Annotated in this window: 14 protein-coding genes; 6 read left to right on the top strand and 8 right to left on the bottom strand. The window is 68.9% G+C overall.

The features are described 5' to 3' along the window. Window positions 1-46 precede the first annotated feature (46 nt). Together BLV57_RS18490 and BLV57_RS18485 are read left to right on the top strand one after the other, a co-directional pair. A complete protein-coding gene (locus tag BLV57_RS18490; RefSeq protein ID WP_091290159.1) occupies window positions 47-1489 on the top strand; it encodes a phytoene desaturase family protein in 1443 nt (480 codons plus the stop codon). Between the two features lie 43 nt (window positions 1490-1532). Then, a complete protein-coding gene (locus BLV57_RS18485) occupies window positions 1533-3395 on the top strand; it encodes a Xaa-Pro dipeptidyl-peptidase (protein ID WP_218134826.1) in 1863 nt (620 codons plus the stop codon). Here the strand turns inward: BLV57_RS18485 and BLV57_RS18480 are convergent. The 3 genes from BLV57_RS18480 to BLV57_RS18470 form a co-directional block, all read right to left on the bottom strand. Next, entirely contained in the window at window positions 3392-4048 is a 657-nt protein-coding gene (locus tag BLV57_RS18480; RefSeq protein WP_091290157.1) for a response regulator, read from the bottom strand. The genes BLV57_RS18485 and BLV57_RS18480 overlap by 4 nt on opposite strands. Beyond that, a complete protein-coding gene (locus BLV57_RS18475; RefSeq protein WP_245757373.1) occupies window positions 4045-5217 on the bottom strand; it encodes a sensor histidine kinase in 1173 nt (390 codons plus the stop codon). The genes BLV57_RS18480 and BLV57_RS18475 overlap by 4 nt, the downstream gene beginning before the upstream one ends. Window positions 5218-5435: 218 nt before the next feature. Next, window positions 5436-6380, bottom strand: a complete 945-nt coding sequence (locus BLV57_RS18470; RefSeq protein WP_091290155.1) for a DUF1996 domain-containing protein — start codon at window positions 6378-6380, stop codon at window positions 5436-5438. 154 nt (window positions 6381-6534) lie between these two features. Between BLV57_RS18470 and pnuC the strand changes: the two genes are divergently transcribed. Both pnuC and BLV57_RS18460 read left to right on the top strand, forming a co-directional pair. Next, window positions 6535-7167 (top strand): nicotinamide riboside transporter PnuC, encoded by a 633-nt coding sequence (pnuC, locus tag BLV57_RS18465; RefSeq protein ID WP_091290153.1) that lies wholly within the window; start codon window positions 6535-6537, stop codon window positions 7165-7167. After that, on the top strand, window positions 7164-8204 hold the full coding sequence (locus BLV57_RS18460) for an AAA family ATPase (RefSeq protein WP_218134825.1): 1041 nt from the start codon (window positions 7164-7166) through the stop codon (window positions 8202-8204). The genes pnuC and BLV57_RS18460 overlap by 4 nt, the downstream gene beginning before the upstream one ends. Before the next feature lies 1 nt (window position 8205). Here BLV57_RS18460 and BLV57_RS18455 read toward each other — a convergent pair whose 3' ends face one another. From BLV57_RS18455 to BLV57_RS18440, 4 genes are all read right to left on the bottom strand, one after another. Next, window positions 8206-8664, bottom strand: a complete 459-nt coding sequence (locus tag BLV57_RS18455; RefSeq protein ID WP_091290151.1) for a carboxymuconolactone decarboxylase family protein — start codon at window positions 8662-8664, stop codon at window positions 8206-8208. A gap of 137 nt (window positions 8665-8801) precedes the next feature. After that, window positions 8802-9623: an SGNH/GDSL hydrolase family protein gene (locus BLV57_RS18450; protein ID WP_091290149.1), complete on the bottom strand. Its 822-nt coding sequence runs from the start codon at window positions 9621-9623 to the stop codon at window positions 8802-8804. Between the two features lie 147 nt (window positions 9624-9770). Further along, a complete protein-coding gene (locus BLV57_RS18445; protein WP_091290147.1) occupies window positions 9771-10316 on the bottom strand; it encodes a TetR/AcrR family transcriptional regulator in 546 nt (181 codons plus the stop codon). Beyond that, entirely contained in the window at window positions 10295-11092 is a 798-nt protein-coding gene (locus tag BLV57_RS18440; RefSeq protein WP_091290145.1) for an SGNH/GDSL hydrolase family protein, read from the bottom strand. The genes BLV57_RS18445 and BLV57_RS18440 overlap by 22 nt, the downstream gene beginning before the upstream one ends. A gap of 105 nt (window positions 11093-11197) precedes the next feature. Between BLV57_RS18440 and BLV57_RS18435 the strand changes: the two genes are divergently transcribed. After that, window positions 11198-11539, top strand: coding sequence for a PadR family transcriptional regulator (locus tag BLV57_RS18435; protein ID WP_245757372.1), 342 nt, complete (start codon window positions 11198-11200; stop codon window positions 11537-11539). Beyond that, window positions 11536-12456 carry a hypothetical protein gene (locus BLV57_RS18430; RefSeq protein WP_091290142.1) on the top strand — a complete coding sequence of 307 codons (921 nt, stop codon included), beginning with the start codon at window positions 11536-11538 and terminating at the stop codon, window positions 12454-12456. Before BLV57_RS18435 ends, BLV57_RS18430 begins: the two co-directional genes overlap by 4 nt. Here the strand turns inward: BLV57_RS18430 and BLV57_RS18425 are convergent. Further along, window positions 12431-13897 carry a helix-turn-helix domain-containing protein gene (locus BLV57_RS18425; RefSeq protein ID WP_091290139.1) on the bottom strand — a complete coding sequence of 489 codons (1467 nt, stop codon included), beginning with the start codon at window positions 13895-13897 and terminating at the stop codon, window positions 12431-12433. The genes BLV57_RS18430 and BLV57_RS18425 overlap by 26 nt on opposite strands. Between the last annotated feature and the right edge of the window lie 31 nt (window positions 13898-13928).

Genomic DNA, 13928 nt, shown 5'->3' with positions numbered 1-13928 from the left:
TCCGACAGTTTCGCTCATCAGTTCGACTCGCGCTAGACTGGGTGGCATGTCGGGGGCAGAGGTCGCCGTCGTGGGATCCGGGCCCAACGGGCTGGCCGCGGCGGTCGTTCTGGCGCGAGCCGGAGTGCGGGTGGAAGTCTTCGAGGCGGCCGCCGAGTTCGGCGGCGGGATGCGCTCGAAGCCGCTGTTCGACGACCGGGTCGTGCACGACATCTGCTCGTTCGGGCACGCGATGGCGCCCGCGTCGCGGTTCTTCCGCGAGTTCGATCTCGAGGCGCGTGGTGTCCGGCTGCTGCAGCCCGAGGCCGGGTACGCCCATCCGCTCGATCGCGGCGCCGGGATCGCGTACCGGTCGCTGGACCGGACGTGTGAGCGGCTCGGCCGGGACGGGCGGCGCTGGCGCGAGCACGTCGGCCCGCTGGTCGAGCGCAGCCGCGAGATCGTCGACCTGCTGCTCGGCGACCAGCGGCACTTCGGCCACGCCGGCACGGCGTTGCGGCTGCCCGCCGAGATCTTCAAGTTCGGCCTGGCTGCCGAGCACCTGTTCACCGGGCAGGAGGCGCGCGGCATGATCGCCGGGGTCGCGGCGCACGCGACCGGCAGGCTGCCGAGCCTGCCCGCGGGCGGTGTCGTCGCGATGCTGGCCCCGCTCGCTCACTCGACCGGGTGGACTTTGCCGCGCGGCGGCAGTCAGCGGATCGCCGACGCGCTCGTCGCGGACTTGCTGGCGCACGGCGGGAAGCTGCACGCCAACACCCCGATCACCGATCTGCGCGAACTGAACAAGTACAAGGTGGTCCTGCTCAACACCGCCCCGCGAGGCCTGCTCGACCTGGCCGGTGCCCTCTTGCCGTCGCGCTACCGCCGCACGCTCGAGAAGGTGCGTTACGGGCCTGCCGCGGCGAAGGTCGATTTCCTCGTGACCGAGCCGATCCCGTGGGCTGAGCCCGAAGTCCGGGTCGCGGGGACCGTGCACGTCGGCGGCACGATGGCCGAGATCTTCGCGTCGGAAACGGACATCGCGCGAGGGAAACAATCCGCACGACCGTTCGTTCTGGTATCCGACCCGATGGTCGTCGATCCCACGCGCGGGCTGCCGGGCAAACGTCCCGTGCTCGGCTATTGCCACGTCCCCAATGGCGACCCGGCCGACGTCACCGGCACCGTTCGCCGCCAGATCGAGCGGTTCGCGCCGGGTTTCTCCGACACGATCATCGAGAGCCGCTGCACCACGGCGCCGCAGCTGGAGGCCTACAACCCGAACTACGTCGGCGGCGACATCAGCTCCGGCGCGGTCAGCGTCAAGCAGATGATCGCCAGGCCCGCGCTGCGGATGAACCCGTATGCCACCCCGCTCGGCGGTGTCTACCTCTGTTCCGGTGGGGTGACGCCGGGGCCCGGTGTGCACGGTATGGGCGGTTTTCACGCGGCCGCGAGCATTCTGCGCCGCGAGTTCGGCATCCGGGAGGTTCCGGGCCTTCATCCGTAAGTCTGTTGCCGAACCATCCGGTCAGCCGGAAAATGACTCACCGATGAAGCGCATGCGAGTTCTCACCATGGCCGGGTTCGCCGGCCTGCTCCTGACGTCCACGGTCGTCGCCGCGCCCGCGCGGGCCGCGAGCCACGGGACCGAGCCGATCTACGACTACGCACAGGCCATCCGTGAGCAGGTGTACGTCGAGACGCCCGTCGACAGTGACCGCGACGGCAAGAAGGACCGGCTCTCGGTCTACGTCGTCCGTCCGAAAGAGACGGACGGAAGCCTCAAGGTCGCCGCGATCGTCGAGCCGAGCCCGTACTTCGGGCTCACCGACGCGCCTGCCGACTACCACCCGGCCGACGTCACCGACGTGCCCCGGATCGCGCCGTGGTCGCCACCGACCGGTGCCTGGCAGGGCGCCAGCTACGACCGCGTCTACTACGACAACTACTTCGTGCCACGCGGGTACGCGGTCCTCTCGGCCAACACGCTCGGCACCGGTGACTCCGACGGCTGCCCGAGCGCCATCGGCACCGAAGAGAAGCTCGGCATGAAGACCGTCGTCGAATGGCTGACCGGCGACGCGAAGGCGTTCACCAAAGACGGCAAAGAGATCAAGGCGAGCTGGTCCACCGGCAAGGTCGCGATGGCGGGCAAGAGCTACGACGGCACGCTGCCGGTCGCGGTCGCGAGCACCGGCGTCAAAGGCCTGAAGACCGTCGTGTCCATTTCCGGCATCGCCTCGTGGTACAGCTACTACCGCGCGAACGGGGCGGTCGTCTCGCCGGGCGGGTTCGTCGGCGAGGACGCCGACCTGCACGCGAAAGTCGTGCTGACGCGCAAGAATCCCGAGGTCTGCGCGCCTGAGATGCACGAGATGGAACAGGCGATGGACCGCGTCAGCGGCGACTACACCGCGTTCTGGAAGGAACGGAACTTCGCCAAGGACCTCGGCAACTACCACGGCAGCGTGTTCCAGGTCGCCGGGATCAACGACTGGAACGTCAAGCCCAAGAACTTCACCGATCTCTGGGACGCGTTGGGGCGCAACGACATCAAGCGCAAGCTCTGGATCCACCAGGGCGCGCACGACGATCCGCTGTACGTCGCGGAGCAGGCCTGGCTCGACACCGTGCACAAGTGGTTCGACCACGAGCTCTACGGCATCGACAACGACGTGATGCGCCAGCCGCGCGTGCGCTTCGAGACCGCGCCAGGTCAGTGGACGAACTACCGCGATTGGCCGGAGCCCGGCGCGCACGACGTCACCCTGCGATTCAGGGCGGGCGACAAGGCACCGCAGCCCGGCGTGCTCACCACGGGGTGGCCTGGATTCGGTCAGCGGCAAGGGTTCGTCGACGATCCCGCGCGCACCGCTGACAGCCTGGTCGCCGGTGCCGGTCAGGCGGATCCGAACCGGCTGCTGTACGTGTCCGACCCGCTGCCCAGGGACGTCCGCGTTTCGGGCACGCCGGAGATCACCGTGCGCGCGTCGGTCGACGGCAAGTCGCCGTACCTGAGCGCCCTGCTGGTCGACTACGGCAAGGACACCCGGATCACCGAGCTCAAGGCCACCACTGAGAACTGGTGCTTCGGTCCCACGGTCGGCACTGACACGGGCTGCCGCGCGAAGCGGCGGTACGCGACGGCCGAGTCGGACTTCCAGGTGGTCAGCCGCGGTTGGATCGACGTGCGCAACCGGAACTCCGCGAGCGTCACCGAGCCCATCGAGCCCGGCCGCCCGTACACCTTCACCTGGCGGATGGAGCCGAGGCAGTACCAGCTCAAGGCCGGTCACCGGCTCGGTGTGGTGTTGCTCGTGACCGACCACGACTACACGCTGCGGTACCCGGCGGGCACCAAGATCTCGGCCTCGCTGTTCGCGAGCAGCATCCGGATCCCGTTCGCGGGTTAACGCCTGCGCGGCTCGACGAGTCCGGTCTCGTACGCGACGACGACCGCCTGAGCCCGGCTGGAGATGCCGAGTTTGGTCATCAGCCGGTTCAGGTGGGTCTTCACCGTCGCTTCGCTGACCAGCAGCCGCCCCGCGATCTCGGCGTTCGTCTCGCCGCCCGCGACGAGACGGAGCACTTCGAGTTCGCGCTCGGTCAGCCCGGTGAGTCTGGTGGTGTCGGTCGGCGGCGCGTGCGTGAACGACTCGACCAGCCGCCGGGTGATCGTCGGGCCGAACAGCATGTCGCCGCGCGCGACCGCGTGGATGCCGCTGCTCAGTGTCTCCGGCGGGCTGTCCTTGAGCAGGAAGCCCGAAGCGCCCGCGCGCAACGCCGTGTAGACGTACTCGTCGAGGTCGAACACGGTCAGCATGAGGATGCTCGGCTTGTCGGGGCCCGCGCCCGCGAGGATCCGCTCGGTCGCCTGGATCCCGTCGAGCTCGGGCATCCGGATGTCCATCAGGATCACGTCGGGGCGCAGGTCGAGTGCCTTGCCGACGGCCTCGAGGCCGTTCGACGCCTGGCCGGCGACCTCGACACCGGGCATGGCCCCGAGCAGCGCGACGAAACCCGCGCGGACGAGGTCCTGGTCGTCCACCACCAGCACGCGGATCATGACGGGCGGCGGCCGGTCTTCGGGTAGGGCAGGGTCAGCGCGATCTCGAATCCCTTTCCGGAGCCGGTGCCTATTTCGAGGACGCCACCGTACATTCCGGCCCGTTCCCGCATGCCGATCAGGCCATGCCCGGCCGGGTTGCGCGCGGGCACGGTGACCACGCCGGTGTCGGTGACGCGCAGCACGAGATTGTCGTCGTGGTACGCCAGCGTCAGCTCCGCCTCGGCCTCGCCGGCGTGCTTGATCACGTTCGTCAGCGCCTCTTGCGCGACCCGGTACGCACACAGCTGCGGGCCCGGCGGCAGCGTGCGCGGGGTGCCGGAGATCCGCAGCCGCACCGGCACGCCCGCTTCACGCACGCGCGCGGCCAGTGAGGGGAGATCGGCGAGGCCGGGCTGCGGGCGCAGCACACCGTCGCCGGGTTCCTTGCGTGGCGGGCGGAGCACGAGCAGGAGACGCCGGAGTTCGTCGAGCGCTTCGGTCGATGTGCTGGTGATCGTGCTGAGCGCGTCACGGGTCGTCTCGGGCGCCGAGTCGAAGACGTAGCTCGCCAGGTTCGCCTGGACGGCGATCACCGAAAGATGATGCGAGACGACGTCGTGCAATTCGCGCGCGATGCGGATGCGTTCCTCGACGACGGCGCGTTCGGCCTCGAGCTGCGCCTGCCGTTCCAGCTGGTGCGCGTGTTCGGCGATCTCGCTGATCCGCCGGGTGCGCAGCTTCGCCGAGCGCGCGACGACGATCGTGGCCATCGTCTGCAGCAGCCCGAGCAGCGTGTCCCCGCCGATCGACGGGCTGTCCCCGATGACGATGCCCGCCTCGTAGATCGCCAGCGACGCGAGCGCGATGACCAGTGCCTGTCCGAGCGGGTAGCTCAGCACCACGGTGTACAGCGCGATCAGCCCACCCGGCTGGCCGAGCATCGCCCGGTACCCCAGCGCGTAATAGAGGCCCATCGCGACGCCGACCACGATCATCACCGTCAGCGGGAACCTCCGCCGCAGCACCACCGGCACACCACTGAGCGCCGCGAGCACGTACGCCCACACTTCGCCCGACGGCGCCACGCCGAGGAACAGGAAGACGGTGGAGCCCGCCGCGAGCAGGATGTCGATCAAGAACGGGCGGGAACGGGGCAGGTGGCGAAGCCACGCGAGATACGCGGACACCGCTGAAAGCTACCGCCCGCGCGCGGGGAATCCCGCATCGATGCGGGTATATACCGCGAAAGTTTACCGGCGATTGCCACCGTGGTTGATACCACCGAAGGCAGGTCACCCACTATTTTTCTTGGTGAATGGTTCATCCATTCACCAAGCTCGGCGAAGAGCGTGGAGTGTGGCCGCGGGGGAGGTGGCCGCCCGCACTCTTCGCCGAGCGCGGAACCTCACTGCTGGATCGGTTTCCCGTCCGTGCCGCAGATGTAGCCGGCGTTGATGCAGGCGCGCACCCGCCTGGCCAGTTCGTTCGCGTCCCAGGCGTTGAAGAAGTCACCGTGGAACGTGTAGCCGGGCTGATCGGTCACCAGCTGCCCGTTGCGGGTGCCCGCGAGCGTGAGCCCGCCGCCGTTGACCGGATAGGTGATCAGCAGTTCGAGCCGCGGCACGACGTGCGGATAGCCAGCCGGGCAGGTCTGGCCGAGCGCGAACGCCATGTGGTCCCGGTGGTTCGGTGAGTCGAGCCTGCCGTCCCAGCAGGTCGGGAAGTCCAGGTACGTCTCGAGTTTCGAGCCGGGCGCGCAGTTCATGAAGTCCCGGCTGGACGGCGATGAGCCGGTGCACGACCACCGCGCGGACGGGTTCTGGTCGGCGTTGGTGGCGCCCGCGTTGCCGATGACGTAGCGGAGGCCGCGCGGGTGCGGAACGGCGGCGGCCATGTTGGTGATGCCCTGGTAGTAGACGGTCACGCGCTCAGGCGCGATCGGCTGGCCGTTCTTGTAGACCGTCGGGGTCCAGTAGGAGGACAGGTCCACCACCGGGTCGCAGTTGGTGGTGCCCAGGCTCAGCGACTGCAGCGTCGACTGCGCGTTGGCGCTCCTGTTCCCGTAGAACTCGTGCATGTGCGAGACCCCGGCCTGGCCGGGGAAGACGATCGGGTCGTCGTTCCTGCGGTGCGAACTGAAGCAGTTGGCGCGGAATTCGGAACCGCGCACCGGGGCCGCCACCTGCTGGGCGACGATCGCGTCGGCCTGCTCGGGGGTCGGCATCCAGAAGTGGGCGGAGTGGTTGACGTGGGCCGGGGTGTCCAGGCTGCCGAAATGCACGGCGGTCGCGATGAGCGCGACCACTGTCGCCCCGGCCGCGACGGCGCTGAACAGGCGCTTGACTCGCATGGGCTCCTCCTCGTTGTGAAGCCGGCGGTTAAGTTGTCGCGAACAACAAATAGGCCTGGTTTATGACACAGCTCCCCGGATGTCTGAAACAAGCCGCCGTCTGGGTGACGCGGGTCACATTCGCATGGAGTGAGAGACGGGAAATACTCGCGAGGTGTTCGACCTCCTCGTCTCCTGGTTCAACGCCGAAGCGTTCCGGATCTTCGGCGCCCCGGTCTCCGTCATCGAACTCATCGGCGCGGTCACCGGCGTCTGGTGTGTCTGGCTGGTGGCCAGGCAGAACCTCTGGAACTGGCCGATCGGCATCGCCAACAACCTCGCGTTCCTGCTGCTGTTCACCACGGCGGGGCTCTACGCCGACGCGGGACTCCAGGTCGTCTACGTCGTGCTCGCGCTCTACGGCTGGTGGAACTGGCTGTTCGGTGGAAAGGACCGCGGCGCGCTGCCGGTGCGCCGGACTCGGTCCGGCGAGTGGATCGGGCTGGCCGTCGGCGGGGTCGCCGGGACCGTGGGGCTCTGGGCGCTGCTGGCGCACGCGACCGACTCGACCGTTCCGTGGTGGGATGCGGCCACGACCGTCCTTTCGCTGCTCGCGACCTACGGTCAGACGCGCAAGCTACTGGAGTCGTGGTGGTTCTGGATCGCCGCGGACGTGCTGTACATCCCGCTTTACGGCTACAAAGGACTGTGGGTCACGGCCGTGGTCTACGTGATCTTCCTGTGCCTGTGCGTGAACGGCCTGCACAGCTGGCGGCGCGCGCTGGCGAAGGAGCCGGTGGTGGCGTGAAGTTCGCGCACGGCATGGTGATCGGGAAGTTCTATCCGCCGCACCTCGGTCACCATCACCTCATCAGGGCGGCGGCGGAGCGCTGCGAGCAGGTGACGGTGATCGCGTGCGCGTCCACAGTGGAGTCCATCCCGCTGGCGGACAGGGTGGCCTGGTTGCGTGCGGAACACGCTGACACGCCTTGGGTTCGCGTGGTCGGCACGATGGACGAGCACGCGACCGACTACGACGATCCGGACGTCTGGGAGATCCACTGCGCGATCTTCCGTGAGGCGCTCGGCGGGGACGTCGTCGACGCCGTGTTCACCTCCGAATCGTATGGCACCGAATTGGCCCGCCGGTTCGACGCGACGTCCGTGGTCGTCGACCTCGATCGCGCGTCGGTGCCGGTTTCGGGGACCGCCGTGCGTGCGGATCCGGCTGGCCAGTGGGAGTTCCTGGCGCCGTCGGTGCGGGCGTGGTTCGCCAGGCGGGTGGTCGTGCTCGGCGCGGAATCCTCAGGGACCACAACGGTTTCCCGTGCGCTCGCGGAGCACTATGGCGCCGAATGGGTGCCGGAGTACGGCCGCGAGTACACCGAGCTGAAACTCGCGAGGGCCCGCGCGGCCGACCCGGCGGCGACCGTCTTCGACCTCCGTTGGGAGGCCGAAGACTTCGCCATGGTCGCCAAACACCAGAACGCCGCCGAAGACGCCGCCGCCGGGCGCGGTGGTCCGCTTCTCTTCTGTGACACGGATTCTTTCGCGACCCGAGTGTGGGAAGAGCGCTATCTCGGGTCGACTTCCCTGGTGTCGAACCGGAAACCCGCGCTGTATCTACTCACCGACCACGAGGATGTCCCCTTCGAGGACGACGGGCTGCGGGACGGCGAAGACATCCGGCCGTGGATGACCGCCCGGTTCGCCGAGCTGCTCGGCACCACCGGCGTGCCGTGGCTGCGGCTGACCGGCAGCCTGGACGAACGCCTGCGCACGGCCGTCCAGGCTTGCGATGCCTTGCTGGCCAAGGGATGGATCCTCGCCCCGCCGCTCGGCTAGCTCACCAGGTCGCGCCCGCAGGCGTCTTGGTCACGGCGTTGATACGGTTGAACAGGTTCGTCGTCGCGACCATCAGGATGAGGGCCGAGATCTGCCCCTCGTCGAAGTGGCTGGTGAGCTCGTCCCACAGCTCGTCGGACACCGCGTCAGACGACCGGTCGGCCAGCCGCGTCGCGCATTCGGCCAGCGCGAGCGCCGCACGCTCCTCGTCGGTGAAGAGCGGGGACTCACGCCACACGGCCACCATGCCCAGGCGCTCGTCGGTCTCGCCCGCCTTCCTGGCGCTCGCGAGCCCGCCGTACACGCACGCGCTGCACCCGTTGATCTGGCTGGCCCGCAGGTGGACCAGCTCCATCGTGGTCTGCGAGACGGTGCTCGAGTTCATGGCCTTGAACAGGTTCTGGATGCCCTTCATCGCGTCCGGCAGGACCATCGCGGGGTTCTTCATCCGTGCTTCCATGATTTCCTCCAGTTTCAGGTGGTCTCATGGCCTCGACGGATCCCGCCGCGCGGATGTGACATGCCGCCGGAGAAAAAGTTCGGACGCCTCTTCCGGAGCTCCTCAGAGTGCCGAAAGAGGCGTCCGCGCGGTGTGGTTCATGCCGCGAACAGTTCCGGGCGGAACGAGTGGAACGGGACGGCGGTCTCCGAAGGCAGGACCGGGCGGAGTTCGGGACGGCGCGGGCTGATGCCGTCGCCGGGCTCGCTGCCGGTGAGGCGGTTCTTGACCCGGCGGGCGGCCAGCGGCAGCACGCGCTTGCACACCCAGCTCGCGTTCTCGCCGAATGTCGGCTGCGGCGCGGTGCCGTCGAACTCGGTCAGCCAGGACGACGGGAACGAGATGCCGAGCTTGGTCAATGTGTAGGCGGCGAGCCTGCGGTGACCCGGCTCGGACAGGTGCAGCCGGTCGGCGCCGAAGTAGCGGGAGTCGTTGACGGAGGTGTCCGGCCAAAGGTCGATGAGCCGCGCGCCGTAGCTGACCGCGGACTCGCGGATGGCGTCGTTGAGTGCCTCGATGCGCGGGCGCATGCGCTTGCCCAGCGGCATCCTGGCGGCCACGTCGGGGAGCGTGAAGACGACGACGTCCTGGCAGATCGAGGTGGCCGCGCGGTAGACGGCGTCGACGCGGCGTGCGACCGTGCGCTCGTCGTAGATGCCCGCCATCACGTCGTTCGCGCCGCCGAAGAGGCAGATCACGTCAGGGCGCATCGTCTCCGCGACGGGGATCTGTTCGAACAGCATGTGGTCGAGGCGGCGTCCGCGTACCCCCAGGTTCGCGTACCGGAAGTCGGCCTCGTCCAGCGCGAGGCGCCCGGCGACGAAGTCGGCCCAGCCACGGTACTGCCCGTTGAAGGGGTGCGGGTCGTCCAAGCCCTCGGTGCAGGAGTCGCCCAGCGCAACGAATCGGTGGTAGCTCATTGGTGACCTCTTTCCACTGTGCCACTTGTGTAATACATACGTATATCAGGGTTGAGACACTGTGCTCCAGAGCACAGCACCCCTGTGGCACCCCTATGTTCAGAGTGAGCTGGGTCTCAGCGCCCCGCTTCTCCTGAACTGTGGCGGTCAGCCGAAGAAGGCTTCCAGCGTGGTTTCGAGGGTCTCGATCAGGCTCGCGTTGCCGGTTCCGCCCCAAAGTCCCAGCTCGGCGACGCCGTAGAGCGCCGACCAGAGCGCGGCGGTGAGCGCCTGGGCATCCGTGTCGACGCGCCAGCCTTCGTGCTGGGCGGCGGCCACGAGCTCACCGAAGCTGTCGAACGTCTCCGCCGTCAGCCTGGCGAGCACGGGGTCTTCGTGGTCGAGCAGGTCGTGCCGGAACATCAGCGCGAACATCGACGGGGCGGCCCGCGAGAACTCGACGTAACTCCGGCACGCCGCCAGCAGCCGTTCGCGCGGCGGTCCGGGCAGCACGTCGTCGAAGCGGTGGCGCAGTGCTTCGAACCCGTTTGACGCGACCGCCGAGAGCAGCTGCGCGCGCCCGGCGAAATGCCGGAGCGGCGCGCCGTGGGATACGCCGGTGGCCTTGGCGATGCCGCGCAGGGTGACCGCGTCGACCCCTTCCTCGGTGAGGAGGGTCGTCGCGCTCGAGATCAGGCGTTCCCGGGTATCCACGCGGGGGTGCCTTCGACGGGGAGCAGCTGCGGGCGCTTCGGAAGGAAGCCGTCGCCGGGCGAGCGGCCGATCATGCGGTTCCGAGTCCTGGTGATGGCCACGGGCAGCACCTGGTGGCGAAACCAGTGGAGGTCTTCGCGCCAGGTCGGCCGCGACGGGGTGCCGGGCAGTGGTTCGAGCCAGGACTGCTCAAAGGGCAGGCCGAGCTTCGCCAGCAGATGCGCGGCGAGCCGCAGGTGCCCGAGTTCGGACAGGTGCAGCCGGTCCGGCCCGAAGTAGCGGGAGTCGCTGACGGCCTCGTCCGGCCACAGGTCGACGAGCCGCGCGCCGTAGCTGACCGCGGCTTCGCGGATGGCGTCGTTCAGCGCTTCGATGCGGGGACGCATGCGGCTCCCGAACGGCATGCGCTCGGCGATGTCGCTCAAGGTGAACACCACGACGTCGGGTGCGATCGAGGTCGCCTGGCTGATGGCCGCGTCGACGCGGCGCGCGACGGTCCTGGCGTCCCAGCCGGAGGACATGACGTCGTTGCCGCCGCCGAACAGGGCGATCAGGTCCGGCTTCAGCTCGGCCGCTGTCGGCATCTGCTCCGCGGTGATCTGGTCGAGCCGTCTGCCGCGGACGCCCAGGTTGGCGTACCGGAAGTCGGGTTCGAGCAGTGACATCCTGCCCGCCACGAAGTCCGCCCAGCCACGGAAGAGCCCGTTCTCGGGGTGATGGTCGTCGAGTCCTTCGGTGCAACTGTCGCCGAGTGCGACGAACCTGCGGTAGCCCATTGCCGTTCTCTTTCCGTTCACCTGGAGGACACTGTTTATCAAACTTCGGTAGACAGTGTCTACTCGCCTTGGCAAGATATATCGGCTTCCGATATATTCACGGCCATGGCAGGACGGACGATGACGGAACAGGCGTTCTTCATCCTCACGGCGCTCGTCGGCGAGCCGCGGCATGGCTACGGCATCGTCGGGGAGGTCGAGGAGCTCTCCGAGGGGCGGGTCCGGCTCAAGGTGGGGACCTTGTACGGCGCGCTCGACCGGCTGACCGGGGAGGGACAGGTCGAGCTCGACCGCGAAGAGGTCGAGCAGGGGCGGCTGCGGCGGTACTACCGGATCACCGATTCCGGGCGGCAGGCCGTCGCGGCCGAAGCGGCCCGTCAGGCGGCCAACGCGCGCGCGGCCGAACTCCGGCTCGGGGCGTGGCGCGCACAGGGGGGAACGGCATGAAGACGCTGGAAGACCGGTATCGGTACCTGCTGAGGCTGCTGCCCCTGTGGTACTGGGAGAAGTGGGCCGAGGACATGGTCGCGACCTATCTCGCGACCGAGCTGGCGGGCCAGGAGGATCCGGAGTTCGTCGAGGAGCACGGCCGGCCGAGCTTCGGCGAGGTCATGAGCGTGGCCGCGCTCTCGCTCCGGCTGCGGCTCGGCGGTGGTTCGGCTCCCACGCGCTCGGTCGCTTGGGGTGCGGCTGTACGAACGGTCGTGCTGATAGGTCTGCTCGTCAACGCGGCGGGCATGGTGACGAACTGGACCGCGGCGCCCTGGCTCGGCGCGTTCTTCGCGGTGCTCTTCGGGCAGGTCTGGATCGGGCGAGGGCTCGCGGTCGTCGGCTTCGGGTACTCGATCTACGAAGCCGTCGTGGCCACCGGGAAGTTCTTCGCTGGCGAGCCCGCGTTCCTGTTCGGCGGCTGGAGCCAGGTGCTGATCAACGCGGGCCTGGTGCTCGGGCTGGCCGCGTTCCATCGTGAGGCGCAGCCGACGCCGCAGCGGCCGTGGCTGCTGGCGCTGATCGCGGGGGTCGCGCTCGAACTGCTGCCCATGCTCGGCTGGATCAGGCTCGAGGCGGGGGTCTGGGACGCGATCACGATCTACTCGCTGATCTGGTTCTGCGCGACGATCGGGCATCTGGCCGTGCCCGCGGCCCGGCTGCTGTCCACCACGCTCACGCTGGTCGTGGTCGGCTGGACCCTGGTGGTGCTCCGGGCGCTTTCGCTGGCGGACGTGCTCGCGTTCTTCGGTCCGAATTCGGGCTATCTGCTGGTCGGGGCGGCTGAGCTGGCGATCGCGCTGGCGGCGTTGCTGCCGCTGCTCATCCTGGGCAGCCGGGAACGCGAGGTCACCGCAGACGCGCTCGATGCGTGAGAACGACCGCGCGCCGCGGATCGTCATCGGGGAGCAGGTCGCACAAGGCGTCGACGATCTCCAGGTCGTCGACGCCGCACGAGGTCTCCCAGAACGACCAAAGTGATTCGGGATTCCGGCCGGTGAGCGCCACGCGCCGGACCGACGCCGTCAGCGACTCGCGCTCCTCCAGCACGGCGGGCGCTTCGGATTCGGGGAGCAGGGGACCGCGGAACGTCTTGGCCGCGTCGGTTCCCTGGCGTAAAGCCGTTCTGGCGCGCAGGAAATCGGCGTCGACGTCGGCGGCGAGGCGATACGGCCGGGTACGCACCACGTCGCCGAGCTGGGCGCGCAACCGGTGGATCTCGGCGCGCACGGTCACCGGGTTTCCCGCGTCGCCGTACAGCAGCAGCGCGAGCCGTTCCGCGCTGAGGCCGGCGGGGTGCAGTGCCAGCAGGATCAGGATTTCCGCGTGCCGCAAGGTGAACGGGATCTCGCGGCCGTCGACCGCGATGGACGGCGCGCCGTCGGTCAGGAACTCCAGCGCCAGCTTCGGCCGCTGACGTGGCGCGCGGGTGCGCAGCCTGAGCAGGAAACCCTCGTCGAGTGGCTCGACCGCGCCGAGCCTGCCGTCGGGCAGCGTGATCGCGCCGCCGGTGCGCCTGATGTCCACTGTGGACGGAAGGTCGCCACAGGATTCGCTGGCGAGCACCCGGCCGGTGGCCGAGAGCAATGCGCCCGCCTCTCCGCGAAGTGCTTCGAGGTGGCGCATGTTGTTACGGCGCAAGCGTTCTTCGCGCACCGCGAGCTGGGCGCGCAACTGGCCTTCGGCGAGTTGCGCGGCGGCCGTGACGAGCGCGAGCATGGCAGGGTGGACCGTGCGCAGCGGGCCGCTGACGTCGATGGAACCCAGCAGCAGCCCCGTTTCCGGGTCCCGCACGGGCGCCGCCGCGCAGGTCCACGCGTGATACGCGCGCACGAGATGTTCCGCGGAGTAGATCTGCACCGGCTCGCCGGTGGCCAGTGACGTGCCCATGGCGTTGGTGCCGATCGCCTCCTCGCTCCATCGGGTGCCCTCGGTGAGCTGGACGCCCTCGGCGCGGTGGAGCACGGCGTTCGCGCCCTCGCGCCACAGGATGAGGCCGTCGACGTCGGTGATGATCATCATGTGCTCGGCGTCGTCGGCGATGCTCACCAAGGTCTGGCGAAGCAGGGGGAGCACCGGCGCCAGCGGATGTTCGTCGCGCACGGCACGCAGCTCCGCCGCGCCGTACACCAGCGGCGGGCGCATCGCGTCGGGGTCGACGCGCGCGGCGAGCGAACGGTCCCAGGACTGCGAGATCACCGACCGTGGCGAGCGGGGAGCGGGAACGCCCGAAAGCACGGCTTCGTGGACATGGCGCAGCAGCCGCGCGTAGGACTCCGGGTCGCGCAGCAAGTCGGGTTCGGGCTGCTCTGCCACGTGGTCGAGGCTACGTGACCGCGCTCACTCC

The organism is Amycolatopsis xylanica (assembly GCF_900107045.1).
GTDB lineage: Bacteria > Actinomycetota > Actinomycetes > Mycobacteriales > Pseudonocardiaceae > Amycolatopsis > Amycolatopsis xylanica.
This window is presented reverse-complemented; position numbering and strand designations above follow the sequence as displayed.